Consider the following 22404-nt stretch of genomic DNA (forward strand, 5'->3'; position numbering starts at 1 on the left):
CCTTAAAGTTAAGTAATTGGTCTATGACTTAAGCTTGACTTAGCGTAGCTTTCAACTGAGTACGAGCGTATTCTAGGGCTTCGGGTAATTTACTTGCGTCCTTTCCTCCAGCTTGGGCTAAATTTGGTCTTCCACCACCGCCACCGCCACAAATTTTAGCGATTTCTCCCACAAATTTACCTGCTTGCAAGCCTTTTTTATTCACATCAGGACTAAACGCTGCAACTAAGCTAACTTTGTCAATTTCCGGAACAGAACCTAATATTACTGCGCCTTTGCCGATTTTTTGCAGCAACCTTTCCGCCGCAATTTTTAAAGAGTCTGGCTCAACTTCTCCTATTTGGGCAACAATAATTTTGTAGTCGCCAATGGTTTGCGCTTCAGTTAGTAAAGTTTCCGATTTATGTAGGGTAAGTTCGGCTTTGAGTGATTCTAGTTGCTTTTGGGCGGTTTTAAGTTCTGTTTGTAAAACTGTGACTCGCATTGGCAATTCTTCTGGTTTTACCTTAAAGAATCCGCTTAGTTCCCTAACTACTTTATCGCGGACGTTTAAATAATCCAACACCGCCGCCCCTGCAACAGCTTCAATTCTCCTAACTCCTGACGAAATCCCGGTTTCAGAAACTATTTTAAATACGCCTATTTCCGCCGTATTTCGCACGTGAGTACCGCCACATAATTCCATCGATACGCCAGGAAAATCAATTACTCGCACGACATCGCCGTACTTTTCCCCAAACATAGCGATCGCACCCTTGGCTTTAGCCTCTGCTATGGGCATTATCTCTATGTCTGCATGATGCGCTTCAGCTATCCATGTATTTACTTGGGCTTCTATTTGCTGCAACTCATCTAGGGTAATCAGACGTGGACAATTAAAGTCAAAACGCAGTCTATCAAAATCCACCAACGATCCCGCTTGCGAAATAGAAGGATCGACAATCTTTTTTAAAGCTGCTTGTAATAGGTGAGTAGCGGTATGATTTGCTTGAGCGCGAAGACGACAAGTGCGATCAATTTGCGCCATCACAGGATCGCCTATTTTAAGCGTACCGCGTTCAATGCGTCCGTAATGAATGTAAATACCCAATTGCTGCTTAACGTCATTAATAACAACGACTACACTATCTCCAGATAAGTAACCTCGATCGCCTATTTGTCCGCCAGACTCCGCATAAAATGGGGTTTGATCTAACAATACTTGTACTTCACTTCCTGATTCTGCGACTTCTACTTGCTGACCGCCCGCAATTAATGTCATAACTTGAGCAGGAGTTGAAGGCTGAGTATAACCGAGAAACTGAGTAGCATTGATTCCCGATGCTAGTTGATTGAGCGAATTTGCAGTCAAATCGATAGTTTCGTGCGCTCCCTTAGAAGTGCCGATTTGAATTTCCATCTCATCCTCAAAGCCCTGTACATCAACGGGTACATTGTGTTCAAGAGCAATTTCTTGAGTTAGTTCTAAAGGAAAACCGTGCGTATCGTAGAGAATAAAAGCATCTTTACCAGAAATCTCTGTAGGCGACTTAGCCAATATATCGGCTAATAACTTTTCCCCTTTAGTTAGAGTTTTAAGAAAGTTAGCTTCTTCTCGTTGCAATTCATTTTTAATTACAGTGGCTTTGGTGCGGACATTGGGGTAAGCAACTTCAGAGAGTGCGATCGCACTTTCAGCTACTTGAGTTGTAAACTCTCCTTGTATCCCCATCAATCGCCCGTGACGTACTACCCGACGAATCAAGCGGCGCAATATATAACCACGTCCAACATTAGAAGCTGTAATTCCATCAGCTATCATATGAACTACAGCGCGGATATGATCGCCAATTACTTTAAGAGATATCTTAGTTTGTTCGTCACTTTGAACGTAATCAATCCCGGCAATTTCCGCCGCAGTTTTAACAATTGGCTTAATTAGATCAGTTTCGTAGTTATTCGGGACTTGCTGAAGGATTTGCGCCATCCTTTCTAGTCCCATACCCGTATCAATATTTTTGTTTAATAGCGGTGTTAGATTGCCTTCTACATCCCGGTTGTATTGCATAAATACTAGGTTGTAAAACTCAATAAACCGTGTATCGTCTTCTAAATCAATATTATCTTCGCCGCGTTCGGGGTGAAAGTCGTAATATATCTCTGAACAAGGGCCGCAAGGGCCTGTAGGGCCAGATACCCAAAAGTTATCATCTTCACCCATCCGCTTGATTCGCGCTTCTACAACGCCGATTTTGTCGCGCCAAATAGCATAAGCTTCATCATCATCTTCAAAGACGCTGACAACTAAGTTTTCGGGTTTGAGTCCAAATACTTGTGTTGATAATTCCCATCCCCAGGCGATCGCTTGTTCCTTAAAATAGTCTCCAAAGCTAAAGTTGCCCAACATCTCAAAAAACGTGTGATGCCTTGCTGTACGTCCTACATTTTCAATATCATTGGTACGGATGCACTTTTGAGAAGTAGTCGCCCGTTTATATTCCGGCTGCCTTTGTCCTAAAAAAATTGGTTTAAATGGCAACATTCCGGCGATCGTTAGCAGTACAGTCGGATCTTCTGGTACGAGAGACGCACTAGGTAAAATTTGATGCTGCTTTTGGGCGTAAAACTCAAGAAATTTTGTCCGAATGTCGTTACCGCTAAGATACTGGAGAAGTGCAGCCATAATAATTTAATTAGGTTTGAACGTGAATCAATATTTTTGTGTGTATTTGACAAAAAGTTTTGCTTTTACGGTGCATAACAAAATGTCTCGTTTCTACAATGGTGACATTTTGTAACTACTATTTTCGCATTTTGCCAGATTTTCCATTATCCAACTGTAGGGTAATGAGCAATCGCCTCTCTAAGCCTTAGAATTAAAGCCTGAAATATATTTAATGGTTTACTATGGCGCTTAAACTCAAAGTCCCCAATATCATGTGTGATGGTTGTGGCGAAACAATTACTGACTCTATTCACACAATGGAACCCGATGCCAAAATTGAAGTAGATGTTCAAGCAAAAACTGTTACCGTAGAATCTGCCGCCTCCGAAGAAACTATTAAGCAAGCTATTGTCGCGGCTGGTTTCACTGTTGAAGGCTACCAGTAAGGCTAACTTTTCTCCATAAAATAAAGAGACGCTTCTACAAACGTCTCTTTATAAATTATTTAATTATTCTATTTCTTCGGAGAAATTAGCATCATCATATTGCGCCCTTCTTTTTTGGGTGCTTGCTGCACTTCTCCAAAAGTCTGTAAATCTGTCGCCATGCGCTTTAGCAACGTTTCGGCTAAGTCACTATGCTGAATTTCTCGACCGCGAAACATGACTGTTGCTTTTACTTTGTCGCCGTCTTTAAGAAAACGCTCGGCTTGATTTATCCGCACCTTGTAATCATGCTCCTCAATTTTGTAGCGCATTTTTACTTCCTTTACGTCGGCGGTGTGTTGCTTTTTCCTCGCCTCTCGCGCTTTCTTTTCTTGCTCAAATTTATATTTGCCGTAGTCCATAATTCGGCAAACTGGCGGTTCGGCTTTATCGCTCAACAATACTAAGTCTAGCCCTCTTTCTTCGGCTATAGTCATCGCCTCGGTGGGGGTAATAATTCCTAGCTGCGCCCCGTCACTGTCGATTACTCGAATTTCCGGGAAGCGGATTCTTTCGTTTATTTGGGGTAAATCGCGTGTTCTTCTTTTTTCTATCACTGGTGTTAAGATTTAATAGCAACTGTTTGTTAATGACCTAGCTTCAATTCAAGCTCGGAAAAAATTAACCATTGGCAGTATACTTCTTTCAAACTTTGATAGCCTAAAAAAAGTTGCACTCCGGTTTTAGTTAATCTGTATCAAACAGAATACTTCTTTGTACTTGCAATCTACCATAGCATTTTTTATCACAAAATTGCTAACGCATAAAGTAGGTTTTTTGTAAAGTTTTTGTTAATTTTAATGACTTAACCATTCATTTTGTTGATGCAAACAAGCAATAGCCTCATCGGTAGGGACTTGTTCAAAGCGCTCGTAAAAATTACTAACACTAAAAAAAGGTTCGGGGGTGTGGAGTGTAATCAAGACATCGCCGCGACTTTGTAACCAAGGGAGCAAGGAAAAGGGAGCAACGGGCGCACACAGCCAAATTGCCGCAGGTTGGTAGATTTTTAACGATTGGGCTGCAACAGCTATAGTTAGCCCAGTAGCAATGCCATCATCAACAATAATAGCGATCGCACCAGTTAAATTAACATCAGGACAAGCGGGGCTGAATTGCTCGTTTTGCGCCTTAGCTGTAGTTAAAGCCGTATCTAGTACAGCTTGTCTATGTTGAGGCTTTCTAGGTACTTGGCTTTGCTCCCATAAGACATCTCCAAAGGCAGTTACCGCACCAATAGCAAGTTCGGGATTTTTGGGACGAGTAATTTTTTTAGCAACAATCGCGCTCATTGGGCATTTTAGCAAACGAGCGACAGGTAAAGCTACAGGTAATCCCCCTCGTGGTAAGCCATAGACTACTTGGGGCGGCATAATTGTGTATGCCGACATTTCGGTAATAGTAGTATAGATTGCTCTAGCTAACTGAATTCCGGCATCGGTGCGATCGCTAAAAAGTGGAGTTGACATAAATTAAGTGCGCCTAAATAAATGTAGCGGACTTACTTTTGATATTGACGGATTTGGGAGAAAAGTTAGCAGAATTGCTACTTTTGACATAGTTTGCTCGACAGAGTGCGGGGAACGCAATGAGTTTAAAATTAAAGCACACTAAAGTAGGATGCGATCGCGCTACGTAAGCAAATCAATCTCCATGAATAGCGAAGAACAACTCAGCCTTTTTGACAACCCAACCGCGCCAGTATCTCAGCCCGATTTAATTCCTACTGATGCCAAAATTCCGATTCTTCCCGGTACGTATTCTGACATGACAGAGTTAGCGCAGCATTGCAATCATTGTTATCGCTGTCCTTTGGGTGCAACTCGCAATCATGCAGTGGTGGGAAAAGGAGACTTAAAAGCGCCGATTATGATTGTCGGCGAAGCGCCAGGGCAAAATGAAGACGAAACGGGATTGCCTTTTGTTGGTAAAGCCGGACAATTATTAGATAAAATCCTTGCTTCAGTAGGTTTAAATGCTAAAGAAGATGCGTATGTATGCAATATTATCAAATGCCGTCCGCCTAGTAACCGCGTCCCGACTACAGAGGAAGTAGCAGCTTGCAAGCCATACATATTAGAGCAAATTCGGTTAGTAGATCCCCAAGTTATTTTATTAACTGGGGCGACGGCGGTAAAAGGATTAACGGGAAATAAAACCGGGATTACTAAGATTCGCGGTACTTGGATTGAGTGGGAAGGGCGTTTATGTATGCCAATTTTGCACCCAGCCTATTTATTAAGAAATGCCTCCCGCGAACAAGGTAGTCCTAAATGGTTAATGTGGCAAGATATTCAATTAGTTAAGGCAAAAATAGACGAGCTTCGCAGTGCAAGTAATTAAAGTGTAACTTTCAACACCATATATCCCCCCTTAAAAAAGGGGAAAAATATTTATTATTAGGTAGGAAATATGTTATCTATTGCTGAAAAAATTGACGATTTGCAGCGACATACCACCGATTCCGAGCAACTGCTAATTATTAATGATATTAGCTGGCAGATGTACGAAAGTTTACTAGCTGATTTAGAAGATAATTCCCATTTGAGAATTGCTTATTTAGAGCGAATTTTAGAAATAATGTCGCCCAGCCGTCGCCACGAGTTCATTAAAACTAACATAGGCAGACTTCTAGAAGTTTACCTTGAAGAAACACGAACCCGTTTTTATGGTTTAGGTTCAACAACTTTTCGTCAAGAAACTGTAGCCAGAGGAATTGAGCCTGATGAGTGTTATTGCATTAATTCCGAAAAACCAGTCCCAGATATTGCCATTGAGGTAGTTGTTACCAGTGGCGGGATAAATTCACTAGAGATTTATAGAGGTTTACAAGTCCCGGAAGTATGGTTTTGGGAAAGTAATAGTTTTACTTTATATTGCTTAGATGACGAAAATTATCAAATTGTAGCTAGAAGTAAGTTGTTGCCACGACTAGATTTAAGTTTATTAGCTGAATATGTAATATTTTCCGAACCAATGGATGCAGTTATTGAGTTTCGGCAAAAGATCCGGGAGCAGATTCAAAACTTATAGGAGCGATGTATGCCATCGCTCCTACCTTATTTTTACTTAGTAGGACGTAAGTTGAGCAACTCTTGAGGAGAAGCCAACATATCAATCGCCACAAAGAAAATTTTGTTTTCAGGATTGATTAAAAACCGCCAAGAAATATTCATCCCGACATTGACACCAAACCAAGGAGTTTGAACTACACCCGTTACCTTGACTTGCTTAGAGCCATCTGGGGTTTTTTCTGAGATACCTTGTTGGGGCATCATATTGAGTCCTTGAGCTTCTTCACGCATATATTTTGCGATCGCCTCACGTCCTACAATTGGCTTTTGGAAAGGTGGCTGCAATGCACCATCGGGTGTAAACAATTCCACAGCGCTCTTAAAGTCGTCAGCGTTCATTGCAGTAACGTAGCTCGATACCGCAGGCTCGTTAATACCATCAATTTTAATTGCCGTAGGTGCGGGAGCATCGCGTTCAAACATCGGCTCGGCGGCTCTTGGTTCACTGCTAGAAGCTACTGTTGTATCAAATCCCATATCTACCACGGTATTGCGAAGTACAGTAATTTGCTGTCCAGCATCAATTTTTTTGATAGCATCTAGCACTATCTGCACGCCGGGAGACATTTGGTAGCCTGTAGGTACAGGGGTTACTAACCCTTGCTTCATCAATTCCCCTAATTCGTACCAAAAAGCCAACTTAGTATTGACGCTAAAGTAGCCATAGGTACGGCTAATAGCCGTATCAGCGCGTGTAGCTAGTTCGCGCATTACCTGCATTTGATCTTCGTTAGACTTTTCCTGAATATCTTTAAGCATCCGCTCGGCAAATTGCAGACGGGCGGCTCCAGGAGCGGCGGGAGTAATGGTTTTGCCCATTTCGGTATAAGCGTACCACAACAATGCTAGGCGATCATCTACGCTCAGTTGGTCGAATAGAGCGATAATAGCTGGAATTTGACTGGGAACTTGAGTGCTTGAAAATATATTTTGAGCGGACTCAATTGTATAAGTCATGATTGGAACTCCAGAATTACTAACTACTTTGAAAGTTTACAAGGAAAGCTGTTTGACTTAAAATTCGTGTCAAATTTGGACTTCTCAACCTGTCGTTTTGCGGCTAAAAAGTCTGTTGATTTGTAGCTTACAGCAAAGGTGTTTGCTAAACGTAGAAAGCGCGATAGCGCAAGCACGCACGCAGGGCTTCGCGCCAGCTATGTAAATGAATGTATCCTAACTAATAATTTTTGTAAAGCTTTTTAATTTTTGTTTTCCAAATCTTGATTTATAAGGTAATGATTATGCGCCCAATAAAAGATTTATATAGCTAAACTCCGTTAATTAAGGCAAAATATGCGTAGCAGTCAACCTGCAAAGCATAGCCGTTAAACTTAGTTTAAAATCTAAGTAAGCTTGCTAAAAAACTTAGAAGCTTATGTATAAATATTCACTTAAATTTCTCGCTATCTTTGCCAAATTTATTAGCTGTAACCGAGCCGCCAATACCTTGTAAAACGCCGCGTCCAATCAAGCCTATAGCTCTACCGACTACTTGTGTAAGCACGTAAACAACGCTGCTACCTAAAAATGCTACGGCTCCTCGCAATCGTGGAGAAATCGCATCTCTAAATTCTAGAGCTAATGTCACTACTAAACGAATACCAGTAAGCTGCTTTAATTCTTGGTTTCGCGGTGCATAAATTGATACTTTGGCAATTCCTCTACTAGCAAGTACAAATAACTCATAACGACTTTCAAACATTAATTTTGGCTCAATAATATATTTTTTTAGGCGATATTTCCAAGATAAATTATTTCTAAATCGCTCTATTTCACGAGTAGAAATTAAGTTAGTATCGTAAAAGCTTTGTTTAATTACTTCTACATCTCCTAACTTATTTAGTAACGGTTGAATTACAGCATTAGCTAAGTGAATTAGTAAGTTTTGCAAGAGAATTTCTGCTCTTGCCATTGCTTCAGGAGTAGGAGCAGAATAAGGAACATTGTCAACAACTAAAGGTGTAGAAAACAAACAGTAAGAAAAAAGACTTCGCACCAAAGGAATTTTCGGCAATATTTCAGTCTTTACAACTTCCGCGTCTTCCAACAAAAAGTTAGCAATTTCTATATTTTGCTCCTCTGACTGAATAGTCGAATACTTGCCAAAAAAGCCTATTATTGCAGCTTGCCATAAATCTATTAAAATTACCTCTCGCATTTTTGGTAATTGCTCTATCTGTACTTGAGCCGTGCTTAGTTGAATAATAATCCCTTCAATTTTTCCTAAAACTATCTCTAGCAATTCTCGCTTTTTATCTGCTCTTAAAACATCGATTTCTAGCGGTACATCAGTTAAATTATCTAAGCTAAATTGCAATTTATCCCGGACTGAAACAAAGATAGTAGGTGACGAATATTCGAGTAGACTTTGATTGTTTGATACTAAATAACTTTGTTTAACTTGTAACTTCCCACTCTCAATAACTTGAGGATAAGCCCCATTATTAATAATAGTTGCTCGTGGCTTTAACAGCCGATTAACCAACCAACGAGAAACTAATAATTCTCTCCTATGTCCGGCAAATATAGCTTTTTCTAATATTGTTAATCCGGGAAATTGTAACTGCGTGTTTACTTCCTGTAAAGTCCCGTCAATTTGCTGCAATCCAGACAAGCGCAGCTTTTCTTTAACTGTACTGAAGATGTTAAAGGTTGGCTCTATTGACCAAGAAAATTGTCTATTTGCTACTTGTCTAATAATGACTATTAGCTCAGAAATAGATGTGTCTTTAAAACAATAACCATCAATACCTACGGCTTTTCCTATAGATAACTGCGTAGGTTCTCTAACTGTGCTAATTAGTAATACAGGTAAGCTAGGATACAAAAATTTTATTTGCTTACCTAGTTCTAAAGCTAAGATTTGATTAGTTTGGCTACTAGGCGTATTTAATGCCAAAATTACTAAATCTACCGATGTGCGATCGCTCGTTTCTAATATTTGAAGTGCAACGGTTTCGTTGTCAGCTTCTGCAACTACTGCTATATCAGCAAATTCTTCAAGTAGTACGCGCAGTCCAGTTCGATAAATCGCGTCCGGGTCAATTAACAGTAGTTTGAGGATAGCATTGCTCATACGGCAATTAACCCTTGAGAAAAAATTGGAGCAAAAACTTACAACTGTTCAATTTTCTTACTCCAATTCTCCAACTTTTAGTTATCTTGTTTTTGTCTGTAGCCGTAAAAGTTTATATTGTAATCAGTAATTTTTACGCCTGTTTGTAACTCAATTTGCGCTAATAAATCTGCGGGTAACTCAACCTCAATATCTAAAATTTGCTTAGTGTCCAAACAATTTACATGACTGTGAGAATCGCTGATGTTTCCATACAATCTACCATCTGAGCGTTCAATACACTCAATAATATTTTGACTAGAAAGCGCTTCTAGGTTTTGGTAAACTGATGTATGACCGATTTCTTTACCTTGGTGATTTAGGCGATCATAAATTTCTCTTGCTGATAAGTGTTCTTTTGCTTGCCAAAGTAGCTCTAAAATAAAGCGACGTTGACGGCTCAAACGCATACCCAAATTTTGACACCGATTTACAGCATCTTCAAGGGAGCGAATTGGTTTTATTGTTGCCGCCTCTTTTTGCATAATTATAATTTATCAACCATTTTAGTAATTAAAACGTGGGTTTAGGCGCGGTTATGCTTTAGACTTGCTTGCTAAATCTGTCTGTAAGCTAAACTTACGCGCTGGTTATTTGTTTAAAGTAAACTCATTACAACTTTATTCTAACTTATCGGCAAACGTCAGCGCGTGGCAAGGGCAACAGATTCGCTATCATGGCTTTTAGAGAAACCCGTCTGTTTTATAGCTGCGATTTTATGTCTTTATCTAAAAATTCTTTAATTGGTTTGAAAGCTGACGAATTTCGTCACCCCCTAGACTTAGAAGCAACCAAGGCGATTAAACAGATACCTGGGATAGATATAATGGTGCGGAATCTGCTAGGGCCCTTAGCCGAGCAGTTTTTTTATGTAGAAAATATAGCGTCCAGTGTTTTAGTAGGCAAGCATCAGTTACCACAATACCACCAGTTGCTGCTAGAAGCCTGTGCAATCTTGGATTTGGAGCCACCCCAGCTATATATCCGCCAGCATCCTGTTCCTAACGCCTACACCTTCGCCATGCGCGGGAAACAACCCTTTGTAGTGATGCATACTTCCCTGATTGACTTACTCACACCAGAGGAAATTCAAGCAGTAATTGCTCACGAATTAGGACATCTCAAGTGCGATCACAGCGTTTATCTCACACCGATAAATTTACTTATCCTCGCCGCCAGTCAAATACCGACTTGGGGCGAAGTTTTGGCGCAAAGCATACAAACGCAATTATTGCAATGGGTACGCTGTGCTGAGTTTACGTGCGATCGCGCGGCGTTACTTGCGACCCAAAACCCCAAAGTCGTCATGTCTCTATTAATGAAACTAGCTGGAGGTTCGCCAATTCTTGCACCCCAACTAAACCTTGAGGCATTTATCGATCAAGCGCGCGCCTACAACGACATCAGCAAGACTGAATTAGGAGAAATGCTGGTTACAGCCCGGACAGCGCAGTTAAGCCATCCTGTACCTGTATTACGAGCTAAAGAGATCGATCTATGGGCAACAAGTCAAGAATATCAATCCTTGCTAAAAGAGCGGACTACAGGTTATACTAGCAAAGCTTCAGGTTCGGGCGGATGGCGGAATTGGTAGACGCACTGCACTCAAAATGCAGCGGGGAAACCCGTAGGAGTTCGAGTCTCCTCCTGCCCACTGAAACATCTGATTGTTGAGATATTGGTTATGCAGCACTTAAAGCGATAGCAATCGCCGCGCAAAGAGGGCAGAAACCATAAAGGTAGCGCTAGAGCTAGGCAGTTGAAAAAACAAACGCAGATGATGCGGCAAAAGCTCGAAGAAGCTCATAGCAATAATAAAAAGCGGGGAGATGATTCTGTCTTCCCGCTTCTTTTTGTGGATAATTAACTAAATATCTTTTTCGCTCAATTCTCGCGTCATGTAATCAAAAGGCTCATCGACAAAAGTTGTATCCGCTACACCCGCCGCCGCTACTTCCTGCTTAACAATATCCTTCATAATTTGGATACCTTGGATTGTCGGCCCAATAGGTACACCCAAAGAATTGTAAGTTTCGCGCAAGCCTTGCAATACGCGCTCGTCTAGCACGTTCATATTGCCAGCAACTAGCGCGTAAGTAGCATAACGCAAGTAATAGTCCATATCCCGCAAACAAGCTGCATAACGCCTTGTGGTGTAAGCATTGCCACCCGGACGGATTAATTCAGGCAAATTTTCAAACAACTGAGAGCCAGCACGCTTGACTATAGCAGCCGCATTGCCATTAATTGCGGCGGCAGCCTGGATTCTAGAAGTTCCCGTCTCAAAGTAAGACTTGAGAGTGTCGATGGCATTGCGGTCAAAATAGCGACCAGCCACGTCATAAGTACCAATTAAGCTTGTGATTGCATCCCGCATAAAATTGTTCTCCCAAGTTTTTTTTCTGATATTTAATATTTTTAACAGGGGTGCGATCGCACTTGTTATAAATTTGTGTAACGTTGAGGCTTTATTTCGCCCTTCTCTACCGATCTTAAGCCAAAAACGCGCTCGCTCGTCGCCTGGTTAAACATAAGCAAGCGACATTTAATCCCAAGTCTAACCAATCAAAACAAAATTTTGTATAATAAGCTACAAAACTGCCCCAATATCTTGAGGATGATCTAGAGGTGGCATAATTAATTATTGTCTGCAACAGCAGCAAAGAGAAATACCATTATAAATTTGAGTGCATTGGCTAAACAAGGAGTTATCAATGGCTGAAACCCCCCAAGAAGTCTTGAAGATGATTCAAGATCATAACATCGAGCTAATCGATCTAAAATTTGTTGATATGCTGGGTATTTGGCAGCACTGCACTTTCCATCGCAGCCTAATTGATGAGGACTCTTTTACCGATGGTGTTGCTTTCGATGGCTCTAGTATTCGGGGTTGGAAAGCAATCAACAATTCGGACATGGCAATGCGACCCGACCCAACCACAGCTTGGATCGATCCATTTATGGAAGTGCCAACTTTAAGCATGATTTGTACGATTGTAGAACCTCGTACCGGGGAATTATATGATCGCGATCCTCGCTCTATTGCTCAAAAAGCAATTGATTATCTCATCTCCACGGGCATTGGCGATACAGTTTTTTGCGGCCCAGAGCCAGAGTTTTTTATCTTTGACGATGCCCGTTTCGATCAAACCGGACACGAAGGCTATTACTTTATAGATTCGGTAGAAGGCGGCTGGAATGCTGGGAGAAAAGAACCCGGCGGCAACTTAGGTTACAAAATCGCCAACAAAGGCGGATACTTCCCCGTTTCGCCCACCGACACCTTGCAAGACATTCGTTCAGAAATGTTGCTAACAATGGGCAAGTGCGGCGTACCAATTGAAAAACATCACCACGAAGTAGCCTCTGGCGGACAGTGCGAACTAGGGATTCGGTTTGCGCCCTTAGTTGCTGCGGCTGACTATGTAATGACGTACAAGTACATTGTCAAAAACGTTGCTAAAAAATATGGCAAAACGGCAACATTCATGCCCAAACCCCTGTATGGCGACAACGGTACAGGAATGCACACCCATATGTCTATTTGGAAAGATGGACAACCTTTATTTGGCGGCGACAAGTACGCCCAATTAAGTCAAATGGCGTTGTATTTTATTGGTGGATTAATTAAGCACGCGCCTTCAATCCTGGCTTTTACTAACCCTAGTATCAACTCTTACAAGCGATTAGTACCGGGTTACGAAGCTCCAGTAAACCTAGCTTATTCTCAAGGTAATCGTTCCGCTTCGATTCGGATTCCCCTATCGGGCGACAATCCTAAAGCAAAGCGCTTAGAATTTCGTTGTCCCGATCCTAGCTGCAACCCCTACTTAGCGTTTTCAGCGATGTTGTGTGCGGGTATAAATGGGATCAAAAATCAAATCGATCCGGGGGAACCATTGGATGTAGATATTTACGAACTTAGTCCTGAAGAATTAAGTAAAGTACCTTCTACGCCTGGATCTTTGGAAGCGGCCTTAGAAAGCTTGGAGCATAATCACGACTTTTTAACAGAAAGTGGCGTTTTCTCGAAAGACTTTATTCAAAATTGGATTACTTACAAGCTTGATAAAGAAGTTAATCCAATGCGCTTGCGTCCTCACCCCTACGAGTTTTCGCTGTATTACGATTGCTAAAAAGTAATTGCGGCAACGAGACGTTGCATTGCTAAAAATAATTGCGTGTAGAGACGTTGCATTGCAACGTCTTTATCCAATTGAGCAACGCCATATTCCTTTAACCGCCTAATATTAGGCGGCGTTTTTTAATTCTTCTTTGAGCATTTTTTGATAAACTTTGGGCAAACGTCCAGTTAGAGAATTGTTTTCTATCCCGTAGCCTAAACTTGTCCAAGTTCCCGAAAGTAGCTTTTGTACTCTATTTAGTTTACCTTGCTGTAATAACTGCGACAAGTCTTCACCCCAAAATTGGCGATCGCTCAACCAAGCATAAACTACCGCATCTTGATACTCTGGCTCAAAGCTATAAGATTTCCAAAACATGATTCCTGGTGGCTGGGGATGGTATAACGCCGCCTTTTCGTACCAAGTAATATTAATCATCTGATAGCGTCCCGCCGCCGTCGAGCAGTTGTCTTTATTCGGGCCAGAAACAATCGTAATACATCGCTCTGGATGACGGCTCAAGTCGTCAATTTGTCCGCCCCCATACAAAATTGAGTAAGGTTTGGGATCGTTTGCCTCACTGGCTGAAATCGTCCGCATTAAGGCTCGAATATAAGGATCGCCCCCTTTCATTTTTAAAGGGGGTAAGTATCCAAGATTGGGATGGAGGCGCGATTTTTCTGGTTGTGGAGGCAAATTATGCAATAACAAAGTTAACACCATTAAAGCGATGCTAACTGGAGTAATCTTTTTTAGAGCAATTGCCGGAACTTGCTTACTAAAAGTAGCCTTTGGGAGTGAAAAACGAGCCAATTTGCCATCCTCAAGATTGTAACTAAGCTACACCTATAAATAGCTGCTCAAAACTCTGTTTTGCTGCTTCTTCCTTCGCCACAATTTCCACGATTTTATTGCGTGAAGTCGATTGCGATAGCGCTTCGACACAGACTTGCGCTACTTTAGTACGAGGAATGCTGCCCTCAAACAGCGTATCTGCTGAAGACATGACAACGGAACTATTATTGTCTTCATTTTTCAAACCACCAGGACGCACAATGGTGTAAACAAGTCCGCTTTTTTGAATATACTCCTCAGCCTGCTTCTTCCACACCAAAATCAACCAAAACAAATTTAGCGGATGAAGTAGCTTAGATACACATAAAGAAGATACAAACACAAAATGCTCAATTCCTTTAGTTTTAGCTACATCGACCAAATTTTTAGTTCCTTCATAATCCACTTTATAAGGACTGGAGGGGTTGAAACTTGGTTTAGCACCTGTCGCACACAAAATTACCGTACTATCACCTATAGCTTCGCGCAAAGTCTCTGGTTTTAACACATCGCCAACCACCAACTGGACAGAATCTGGCAAAATAGCCTTAGCTTGCTCTAAGTCCCTAACCATAGCCCGGACAGGAATATTTCGTTCTACTAATTCCTTAACTATCCGCCGCCCAGTTTCGCCTGTTGCCCCTGCTACAAATGCTTTCATCTCAAAATGCCTACACTATAAATAAATTTTCAACCTTTCTATTTCCCTATTGTAGATTTACTGAATAAAACCTTAAAGTTTTTAGATTTCATGAAGATGTTAGCTTCTAGTGAAACATTGCCTTCAATTGTGGGAATCCTAAATTTAGAGCCAAGCACCGTTACACAATAATCAAGCTTATGTTGTCGCAACACGAATTTCAATCTAGAGAATCCGTTACAGTTTGGGAAGGAGCAATGTCACAAGGGGATACGGAGGTATTAGCGCCAACTTCAATGCGTTTTTCCGGTCAATTTGCTGAGTGCATGGAAATGTATGCCCCTGCTCCCATAGTGGCGGAATATCTCAATACTCATCAAGAGTGGTTTTGTCGTTGCGCTCAACCTATGAAGGTAGAATCACTGTCTGTCAATGGTTATGCGTTGGCAATTGGTCGCTTTGGCGCTTTTGGTTATGATGTTGAGCCAAAAATTGGTTTAGAGCTTTTACCCCCCGATAATGGCGTATATCGCATCAAAACGATCGCTATTCCAAGTTATGTTGCCCCAGGTTACGATGTAGATTTTAAGGCGGTAATGGAGTTAGTAGAAATCCCCGCCGATAGTCAAGGCAAATTAGTCACAAAAGTAGAGTGGACGCTAGACTTGAACGTTGATGTCCAGTTTCCTAAGTTTATTTATCGCTTACCTAAATCTGTAATTAAGAATACAGGCGATCGCTTGCTTGACCAAATTGTCCGCCAAGTATCTCGCCGTCTAACCGCCAAGGTACAGGCAGATTTTTACAAGTCTTTGGGTTTGCCCTTACCCCCTAAGTCTAAATGCCACTAGCGACTGAGAAGGGCAAGGCGGATCAAGCTAACTACAGCTTACTGAGAATATTTAAAATAATTTGGATTCCGCTTACAGCTTGCCACGCAAACAAAGCTAAAAGCGTCGAATTTAACACAATATGCGTATATCTTGCCCAATCAAGCCCTTTTTGCATATAGGGCGACAAACTAGCAGAAACAGCAATCATCCCTGTCATCCCTAATCCCGCTAACAAATGTGGGCCGAGAAATAGCTTTTGGTTGTTGATATAGGTAGCGCCCATCCCGATTAACGTACCTACCACCATTAAGCCTAAAAGTATTGAACCGATTTGATAATGTCTATTGTTAAATTTGCCTTTAATTAGCTCTTTTTTAACTTCACCTACTGCATACCTTGTCTGTCGCACTTTTACGCCTAGGTAGAGTGCGTAAACTGAAACTCCTAGCAAAGCAAACATTAAAAGCGGGTGAAAAATATTTAGCCAAGGTTTGATTTCTGTGGGAATTTCCAGACTCATAGTGTTTTAGTAATTATTATGCTTGATAAAACTTAGCATAACTGCTATAAACAACTTATTTCAACGTAGACACATTGTCTGGAGGCATGATTTAACGGCTGTTGAAGGATTTATTAACAACTTCAATTAGATTGCATCCTAACTTTCAGAAGGATAAGTAATTGCCTCCTCAAATTTGCCCCAATGCCCGACGCACAATTGCTTCTAAGTCTTCAATCATGTAAGGCTTGCTGATATAATCACTACAACCTGCGGCTAATAAGCGATCGCGGTCTTCTTGTCTAGCTAAGGCTGTTACAGCAATTACAGGAATGTTCTCTGTAGTTGGGTTGTGTTTCAAATGAAAAACAACTTCTATACCGTTTAGGTCTGGCAGCATTACATCTAACAAAATTAAGTCTGGGTTGTAAATTTGGGCGATAATTAAGGCTATTTGTCCGCTAGTTGCAGTAAGTAACGAACAATCAAAGACATTTAATACTTCACTCAGTAGCAGCAAATTATCTTCATTGTCATCTACTGCTAAGATTCGTGTTTGTTTAGCGGTGGTTGCTACACTTTTGGCTAAAACTTCCAATTTTTCCCTCCATTCTTAGGAATCCATCAATAGACAAAAGCATTTTTGCCCTAAATCGTAATTGAGGCATTCCTTAAGCGGCGCATCCGGCGCTTGTTTGGACTGGCTCTAACTTGGCTGACGAAAAATGTCAAAGCAAAAAGCTACTTAAGTATTATTGTTGTAATCACTGGTAGCAAAAAATACAATACTCTCAAATTGAACCGAGTGCAGTCTTAATAAATTTAATACTTTTTTAACAATAGCTCAACTTTCGGGGAAAAGCTGTAGTTAGGTTAACAAAGTAAGGAGTTTTGTTAAGTTTCTGAGTAGGTAAATAAAAGTGCGATCGCCCAAAAGCAGTATTGTAGCGAGAGAATAGAAGAAAATGGGCGATTAATGCGATCACCTGCGTTGACTAGATGGAGAAAAGTAATGGCGATTTCGTCAATCAATCCCGCTACCGGAGAAACGCTCAAAACCTTCACTGCACTAACAGATAGCGAAATTGAAACTAAACTTGAATTATCAAAGCAAGCCTTTGAAAAAGGACGTAAAACATCTCTAAGCAAACGTGCGGAATGGATGCAAGCCGCCGCCGCGCTATTAGAGCAAAATAAAGCTCAATACGCGCAAATTATGACTTTAGAAATGGGTAAACCAATTCAAGGCGCGATTGCAGAAGTGGAAAAATGTGCTGTAGTATGTCGTTACTACGCCGAAAACGCTGCCAAATTTCTCGCTGATGTACCCACATTTACAGACGCGAGTTCTAGTTTTATTCGCTATCAACCCTTGGGAGCAATTTTAGCAGTAATGCCCTGGAATTTTCCCTTTTGGCAAGTATTTCGCTTTGCTGCACCTGCATTGATGGCGGGAAATGTCGGTTTACTCAAACACGCTTCTAATGTACCGCAGTGCGCCTTAGCAATTGAAGATATTTTTACGCAAGCGGGTTTTCCTCCTGGAGTATTTCAAACTTTGCTAGTAGGCGCTGACAAAGTTAGCGATTTAATTAACGATGATCGCATTGCGGCAGCAACTTTAACCGGAAGTGAAGCTGCGGGAGCAAGTTTAGCTGCCGCCGCCGGAAAACAAATTAAAAAAGTAGTTTTAGAATTGGGAGGCAGCGATCCGTTTATAGTTTTGAGTAGCGCCGATTTGGAAACCGCCGTAACTACCGCCGTAAAGGCGCGGATGCTCAATAATGGTCAATCTTGCATCGCTGCAAAACGCTTTATAGTGGTTGCAGAAATTGCTGACGGGTTCGGGCAAAAGTTAGTAGAAAAATTTGCCGCTTTAAAAGTTGGCGATCCCACGCAGCTAGATACAGATTTGGGCCCCTTGGCAACGCCGAATATTCTCAAAGACTTAGACTATCAAGTTAGTCAAGCGGTAAAAGACGGCGCAAAGGTACTGATAGGTGGACAAAAGTTAGATCGCCCTGGAAACTACTACGAGGCAACAATATTAACGGACATTCCCCCCGGAAGCCCCGCAGAAAAAGAAGAATTTTTTGGGCCAGTGGCATTGTTGTTTAAAGTAGCAAATATTGATGAAGCGATTAAGTTAGCCAACGATACGCCCTTTGGCTTGGGTGCTAGTGCATGGACAAATAATGGCGAAGAGAGCGATCGCCTGATTGACGAACTCGAAGCGGGAGCGGTATTTATCAATAGCATGGTCAAATCTGACGTGCGAATGCCCTTCGGTGGCATCAAAAAGTCGGGTTATGGTCGAGAATTAGGTAGCCAGGGCATTCATGAGTTTATGAATATTAAAACTGTTTGGGTAAGCTAAAGTCACAGTTAATTAGGTAAAGGCGCAATGCCTAACCTGAAAAGCGCAAATATCCCCCTTAGATAGAGTGTGGAGGACGTAAATCGATGAATACAGCAGAATTATTAATTCAGTGTCTAGAAAATGAAGGTGTACGTTACATTTTTGGCTTACCTGGAGAAGAAAACCTGCACGTTTTGGAGGCGATCAAAAAATCTTCCATCCAATTTGTCACTACTCGGCACGAACAAGGCGCAGCGTTTATGGCAGACGTTTACGGGCGCTTGACGGGCAAGTCTGGGGTATGTCTGTCTACGTTAGGGCCTGGGGCAACTAATTTAATGACGGGAGTTGCTGACGCGAATTTAGACGGCGCTCCTTTAGTTGCCATTACTGGGCAAGTAGGAACTGATCGGATGCACATTGAGGCGCACCAATATCTTGATTTAGTGGCGATGTTTGCGCCTGTAACTAAGTGGAATAGCCAAATAGTTCGTCCCAGCAATACCCCCGAAATTGTCCGACGGGCGTTCAAAACTGCCCAAAGTGAGAAACCTGGGGCAGTACATATCGATTTACCCGAAAATATTGCCGCTATGCCTGCGGTGGGGAAACCTTTAAATAACAGGGCTTTGCAAAAAACCTATGCGGGTTTTCAAAGTATTAGCGCCGCCGCCGCCGCTATCTCTGAAGCTAATAACCCGCTAATTTTAGTCGGCAATGGGGCGATTAGAGCTAATGCCAGCGATATCTTGACCAAATTTGCCACAGAGTTAAATATTCCTGTAGTTAATACTTTTATGGGTAAGGGGGTGATTCCTTATACTCATCCTTTGGCTTTGTGGACGATGGGATTGCAGCAGCGAGACTATATCAATTGCGGGTTTGATAATACAGATTTGGTAATTGCGATCGGCTACGACTTAATTGAGTATTCGCCCAAAAATTGGAATCCTAGTGCCAATATTCCAATCATCCATATCAATGCGATGTCCGCCGAGATTGACAGTAGTTACGTGCCAATAGTAGAAGTTGTCGGCGATATCTCTGATTCCTTGGAGGAGATTTTAGGGCGATCGCAAAGGGTTGGCAAACCCGAACCCTACGCCTTACAATTACGCGCCGAAATTCGGGCAGATTACGAGGAATACGCCAACGATAGCGGGTTTCCGATTAAACCTCAAAAACTAATTTACGATCTGCGTCAGGTAATGGGGCCTGAAGACATTGTAATTTCTGATGTCGGCGCTCATAAAATGTGGATTGCTCGTCATTATCATTGTGATCGCCCGAACACTTGCCTAATTTCTAATGGCTTTGCAGCGATGGGGATCGCAATTCCTGGCGCAGTAGCAGCAAAAGTCGTTCATCCTAACCGTAAAGTTGTTGCAGCAACCGGAGACGGCGGTTTTATGATGAATTGCCAAGAATTAGAAACTGCCTTGCGAGTAGGTACGCCCTTTGTAACTTTAATTTTCAATGATGGCGGTTACGGCTTAATTGAATGGAAGCAGCAAAATCAATTTGGTAGCTCCTCCTATGTCCATTTTGGCAACCCAGATTTTGTCAAACTAGCTGAGAGTATGGGTTTGAAAGGCTATCGCGTAGAATCGGCTACAGATTTTATTCCCATCTTGAAAACTGCTTTAGCCCAAGATGTTCCAGCAGTTATTGATTGCCCGGTAGATTACCGCGAAAACTCTCGATTTACACAAAAATCTGGCGACTTAAATTGTAAATTGTAAGCTTATGCTCAAATAAGCTCTAATTATAAATGTTTGGATTGGGCAATAAGATAATCCAATCAAAGATTACTTTTTCTTGCTCAATCTTTTATATATCTGGACTATTTAAGATAATCTTAATTAACTACTCATCGTAAATAGTTAGTTCTTTTGGATTGGAACGTTTAATAACTACTACAACTCCTTCCGCTCCTTCATTATTCAAATCTTCAACATAACCTGGATAGGCAGCCTTGGCTTCAGCAGAGGTTTTAAATGGGCCGAAGTAATACACGCAACGGGGCTTAACAGTTGTAATCTCTATCCACCAAGATGTATTAAATCCCTGTATGAAGCCTATAATTAACTGTTTAATCATGTATGTAGTAGGGCATAAAGAGTAGCAGCAAAAAGCCTATATTACCAGAGTCGTTATTCAAATACAATAACTATTATCTTCCCTTAGATAGAATAAATAATTATTCCTTTGCTTCAAAAGTAAATTTAAACAATATCAACATTTAAGTTCTAAGTAATAACCTTTAAGTATAAATACAACTATTCTTATTCAAAATAACTTAAATATTTAGGATCATAAAGAATTAATTAGTACAATCATTTTCGCTACAGCTATTTCTAACAAATTAATCAACTATAGTCAATGATTGTTGCTACTTGGAATGTAAATTCGATTCGGATTCGCGAAGATGCGGTAATAAATTGGCTAAAGGAGAATCCGGTAGATGTATTGTGTTTGCAAGAAACTAAAGTTGTAGATACAGATTTTCCGCAATCGCTCTTTACAGACCTAGGTTATCACATCTATGCTTTTGGTCAAAAATCTTACAACGGCGTAGCAATTATTAGCAAACAGCCTTTAGAGAACGTTAGTACAGGTTTTGCGCCGCTAATTGGCTTAAATGACCTAGACGAGCAAAAACGATTAATTACGGGGACTCTTGACGACGTGAAGATTGTCTGCGTATACGTTCCTAATGGTGGCGCGATAGAGAGTGAGAAGTACCTCTACAAATTGCAGTGGTTAAAAGCATTACGAGAATACTTGCGCTTTGCTTTGTATGAAATCTCTAATATTTGTATTTGCGGCGACTTTAATATTGCCTTAGAAGACAAAGATATTCACGCTCCCGCCTTACTAACAGGTCAGACTATGGCAACAGAATTAGAACGTCAAGCTTTGCGAGAGATTATCGATTTGGGTTTTGCTGATGCCTTTCGCAAGTTTACTACTGAAGGCGGAAATTATAGCTGGTGGGACTATCGCGCGGCGGCTTTTCGGCGTAATTTAGGTTGGCGAATCGATCATCATTATTTAACTTCTGACCTTTACAAACAGGCGACTAGCTGCATTATTGATACTACCGTGCGAAAACTTACCCAACCTAGCGATCATGCACCAGTAATTGTCGAGTTTTGACTAATGCGATCGCCAGAAATTAACTTTTTGCAGGTAATTATAAATAGTTAGTAACTTGTAAAATTACTATAAATAAATTTTTATTATGCTTATTTTTTGCAGTTTACTAGCGATAGTTGGTAAACTGCAATGCTACAGGCAATTCTTCTTGCTTCAAGCGCTGAATTACTACTTGCAAATCGTCTTTATCTTTACTAGAAACTCTTACTGTGTCGCCTTGAATTGACGGCTGTACTTTTTTAAACTCATCTCGAATTAGCTTACTAATCTGTTTAGCTATTTCTTGACTAATACCTTTTTTTAGCTTAACTTCTTGACGGATGCGATTACCGCTTGCAGATTCAATTTTGCCGTAATCAAATATTTTTAGAGAAAGGTTACGTTTAGCGGCTTTTTGCTGAAGGATAGAGTGAACAGCATCTAAAGTAAATTCGCTATCGGTGCTGATATCAATTGCTTCAGCGCCCAATTCTACTGTTGTTTGAGTATCTTTGAGATCGTAGCGGCTTTTGATTTCTCGCACAGTTTGATCGATCGCATTGACTAATTCTTGGTGGTCAAAGTCGCTGACAATATCGAAAGAATAGTTAGAGGCCATAAAACTTAAAAGGTAAATAGTATATTCAAGCTTAGTAGCT

At 41.1% G+C, this 22404-nt stretch carries 22 protein-coding genes and 1 tRNA gene; 10 read left to right on the forward strand and 13 right to left on the reverse strand.

The window, feature by feature from the left end; all coding sequences use genetic code 11:
• Window positions 1-28: 28 nt before the first annotated feature.
• Window positions 29-2662: an alanine--tRNA ligase gene (gene alaS / locus C7B70_RS00925; RefSeq protein WP_106367185.1), complete on the reverse strand. Its 2634-nt coding sequence runs from the start codon at window positions 2660-2662 to the stop codon at window positions 29-31.
• A gap of 224 nt (window positions 2663-2886) precedes the next feature.
• Between alaS and C7B70_RS00930 the strand changes: the two genes are divergently transcribed.
• Window positions 2887-3090 carry a heavy-metal-associated domain-containing protein gene (locus C7B70_RS00930; RefSeq protein WP_106367186.1) on the forward strand — a complete coding sequence of 68 codons (204 nt, stop codon included), beginning with the start codon at window positions 2887-2889 and terminating at the stop codon, window positions 3088-3090.
• Window positions 3091-3158: 68 nt separating this feature from the next.
• Here C7B70_RS00930 and infC read toward each other — a convergent pair whose 3' ends face one another.
• Both infC and C7B70_RS00940 read right to left on the reverse strand, forming a co-directional pair.
• Window positions 3159-3686: a translation initiation factor IF-3 gene (gene infC / locus C7B70_RS00935; RefSeq protein ID WP_009634604.1), complete on the reverse strand. Its 528-nt coding sequence runs from the start codon at window positions 3684-3686 to the stop codon at window positions 3159-3161.
• Between the two features lie 240 nt (window positions 3687-3926).
• On the reverse strand, window positions 3927-4598 hold the full coding sequence (locus C7B70_RS00940; RefSeq protein WP_106367187.1) for a phosphoribosyltransferase: 672 nt from the start codon (window positions 4596-4598) through the stop codon (window positions 3927-3929).
• A 184-nt stretch (window positions 4599-4782) separates the two neighbouring features.
• Here C7B70_RS00940 and C7B70_RS00945 point away from each other — a divergent pair, with 184 nt between their 5' ends.
• Together C7B70_RS00945 and C7B70_RS00950 are read left to right on the forward strand one after the other, a co-directional pair.
• Window positions 4783-5472 (forward strand): uracil-DNA glycosylase family protein, encoded by a 690-nt coding sequence (locus C7B70_RS00945; protein WP_106367188.1) that lies wholly within the window; start codon window positions 4783-4785, stop codon window positions 5470-5472.
• A gap of 69 nt (window positions 5473-5541) precedes the next feature.
• On the forward strand, window positions 5542-6162 hold the full coding sequence (locus C7B70_RS00950; protein WP_106367189.1) for a Uma2 family endonuclease: 621 nt from the start codon (window positions 5542-5544) through the stop codon (window positions 6160-6162).
• A 32-nt stretch (window positions 6163-6194) separates the two neighbouring features.
• Here the strand turns inward: C7B70_RS00950 and C7B70_RS00955 are convergent, their stop codons facing one another.
• From C7B70_RS00955 to C7B70_RS00965, 3 genes are all read right to left on the reverse strand, one after another.
• The gene (locus C7B70_RS00955; RefSeq protein WP_106367190.1) at window positions 6195-7160 is read right to left on the reverse strand and encodes an orange carotenoid protein N-terminal domain-containing protein; all 966 of its coding nucleotides are present in this window, start codon (window positions 7158-7160) and stop codon (window positions 6195-6197) included.
• Between the two features lie 430 nt (window positions 7161-7590).
• Window positions 7591-9279: a DUF3685 domain-containing protein gene (locus tag C7B70_RS00960; protein WP_106367191.1), complete on the reverse strand. Its 1689-nt coding sequence runs from the start codon at window positions 9277-9279 to the stop codon at window positions 7591-7593.
• Window positions 9280-9356: 77 nt separating this feature from the next.
• A complete protein-coding gene (locus C7B70_RS00965; RefSeq protein WP_106367192.1) occupies window positions 9357-9803 on the reverse strand; it encodes a Fur family transcriptional regulator in 447 nt (148 codons plus the stop codon).
• Window positions 9804-10036: 233 nt separating this feature from the next.
• Between C7B70_RS00965 and C7B70_RS00970 the strand changes: the two genes are divergently transcribed.
• Together C7B70_RS00970 and C7B70_RS00975 are read left to right on the forward strand one after the other, a co-directional pair.
• Window positions 10037-10912 (forward strand): M48 family metallopeptidase, encoded by an 876-nt coding sequence (locus C7B70_RS00970; RefSeq protein WP_106367282.1) that lies wholly within the window; start codon window positions 10037-10039, stop codon window positions 10910-10912.
• Window positions 10891-10972: transfer RNA gene (locus tag C7B70_RS00975), tRNA-Leu, on the forward strand. Before C7B70_RS00970 ends, C7B70_RS00975 begins: the two co-directional genes overlap by 22 nt.
• A 213-nt stretch (window positions 10973-11185) precedes the next feature.
• Here the strand turns inward: C7B70_RS00975 and apcB are convergent.
• On the reverse strand, window positions 11186-11695 hold the full coding sequence (gene apcB / locus C7B70_RS00985; RefSeq protein ID WP_106367193.1) for an allophycocyanin subunit beta: 510 nt from the start codon (window positions 11693-11695) through the stop codon (window positions 11186-11188).
• Window positions 11696-12032: 337 nt separating this feature from the next.
• Here apcB and glnA point away from each other — a divergent pair, with 337 nt between their 5' ends.
• Window positions 12033-13454, forward strand: coding sequence for a type I glutamate--ammonia ligase (gene glnA / locus C7B70_RS00990; protein WP_106367194.1), 1422 nt, complete (start codon window positions 12033-12035; stop codon window positions 13452-13454).
• Between the two features lie 114 nt (window positions 13455-13568).
• Here the strand turns inward: glnA and C7B70_RS00995 are convergent, their stop codons facing one another.
• Both C7B70_RS00995 and C7B70_RS01000 read right to left on the reverse strand, forming a co-directional pair.
• The gene (locus C7B70_RS00995; RefSeq protein ID WP_233220777.1) at window positions 13569-14255 is read right to left on the reverse strand and encodes a glycoside hydrolase family protein; all 687 of its coding nucleotides are present in this window, start codon (window positions 14253-14255) and stop codon (window positions 13569-13571) included.
• A 22-nt stretch (window positions 14256-14277) separates the two neighbouring features.
• Complete coding sequence (locus tag C7B70_RS01000) at window positions 14278-14937, reverse strand: NAD(P)H-binding protein (protein ID WP_106367195.1); 660 nt, start codon at window positions 14935-14937, stop codon at window positions 14278-14280.
• Between the two features lie 179 nt (window positions 14938-15116).
• Between C7B70_RS01000 and C7B70_RS01005 the strand changes: the two genes are divergently transcribed.
• Window positions 15117-15767 carry a DUF1997 domain-containing protein gene (locus C7B70_RS01005; protein ID WP_106367196.1) on the forward strand — a complete coding sequence of 217 codons (651 nt, stop codon included), beginning with the start codon at window positions 15117-15119 and terminating at the stop codon, window positions 15765-15767.
• 31 nt (window positions 15768-15798) lie between these two features.
• On the opposite strand, the gene C7B70_RS01010 is transcribed toward C7B70_RS01005, so the two are convergent.
• Entirely contained in the window at window positions 15799-16269 is a 471-nt protein-coding gene (locus C7B70_RS01010) for a DUF4079 domain-containing protein (protein ID WP_106367197.1), read from the reverse strand.
• Between the two features lie 169 nt (window positions 16270-16438).
• Entirely contained in the window at window positions 16439-16846 is a 408-nt protein-coding gene (locus C7B70_RS01015; protein WP_106367198.1) for a response regulator, read from the reverse strand.
• A 414-nt stretch (window positions 16847-17260) separates the two neighbouring features.
• On the opposite strand from C7B70_RS01015, the gene C7B70_RS01020 reads away from it, so the two are divergent.
• Window positions 17261-18625, forward strand: coding sequence for an NAD-dependent succinate-semialdehyde dehydrogenase (locus C7B70_RS01020; protein ID WP_106367199.1), 1365 nt, complete (start codon window positions 17261-17263; stop codon window positions 18623-18625).
• Between the two features lie 86 nt (window positions 18626-18711).
• Window positions 18712-20349 carry an acetolactate synthase large subunit gene (locus tag C7B70_RS01025; RefSeq protein WP_106367200.1) on the forward strand — a complete coding sequence of 546 codons (1638 nt, stop codon included), beginning with the start codon at window positions 18712-18714 and terminating at the stop codon, window positions 20347-20349.
• A 124-nt stretch (window positions 20350-20473) separates the two neighbouring features.
• Here the strand turns inward: C7B70_RS01025 and C7B70_RS01030 are convergent, their stop codons facing one another.
• Window positions 20474-20707 carry a DUF1816 domain-containing protein gene (locus C7B70_RS01030; protein WP_106367201.1) on the reverse strand — a complete coding sequence of 78 codons (234 nt, stop codon included), beginning with the start codon at window positions 20705-20707 and terminating at the stop codon, window positions 20474-20476.
• Between the two features lie 282 nt (window positions 20708-20989).
• On the opposite strand from C7B70_RS01030, the gene xth reads away from it, so the two are divergent.
• Window positions 20990-21766, forward strand: coding sequence for an exodeoxyribonuclease III (gene xth / locus C7B70_RS01035; protein WP_106367202.1), 777 nt, complete (start codon window positions 20990-20992; stop codon window positions 21764-21766).
• A gap of 106 nt (window positions 21767-21872) precedes the next feature.
• Here xth and C7B70_RS01040 read toward each other — a convergent pair whose 3' ends face one another.
• Window positions 21873-22364 carry a YajQ family cyclic di-GMP-binding protein gene (locus C7B70_RS01040; RefSeq protein ID WP_106367203.1) on the reverse strand — a complete coding sequence of 164 codons (492 nt, stop codon included), beginning with the start codon at window positions 22362-22364 and terminating at the stop codon, window positions 21873-21875.
• Between the last annotated feature and the right edge of the window lie 40 nt (window positions 22365-22404).

Source organism: Chlorogloea sp. CCALA 695 (assembly GCF_003003885.1).
In the GTDB taxonomy this organism is placed as follows: Bacteria; Cyanobacteriota; Cyanobacteriia; order Cyanobacteriales; family Chroococcidiopsidaceae; genus Aliterella.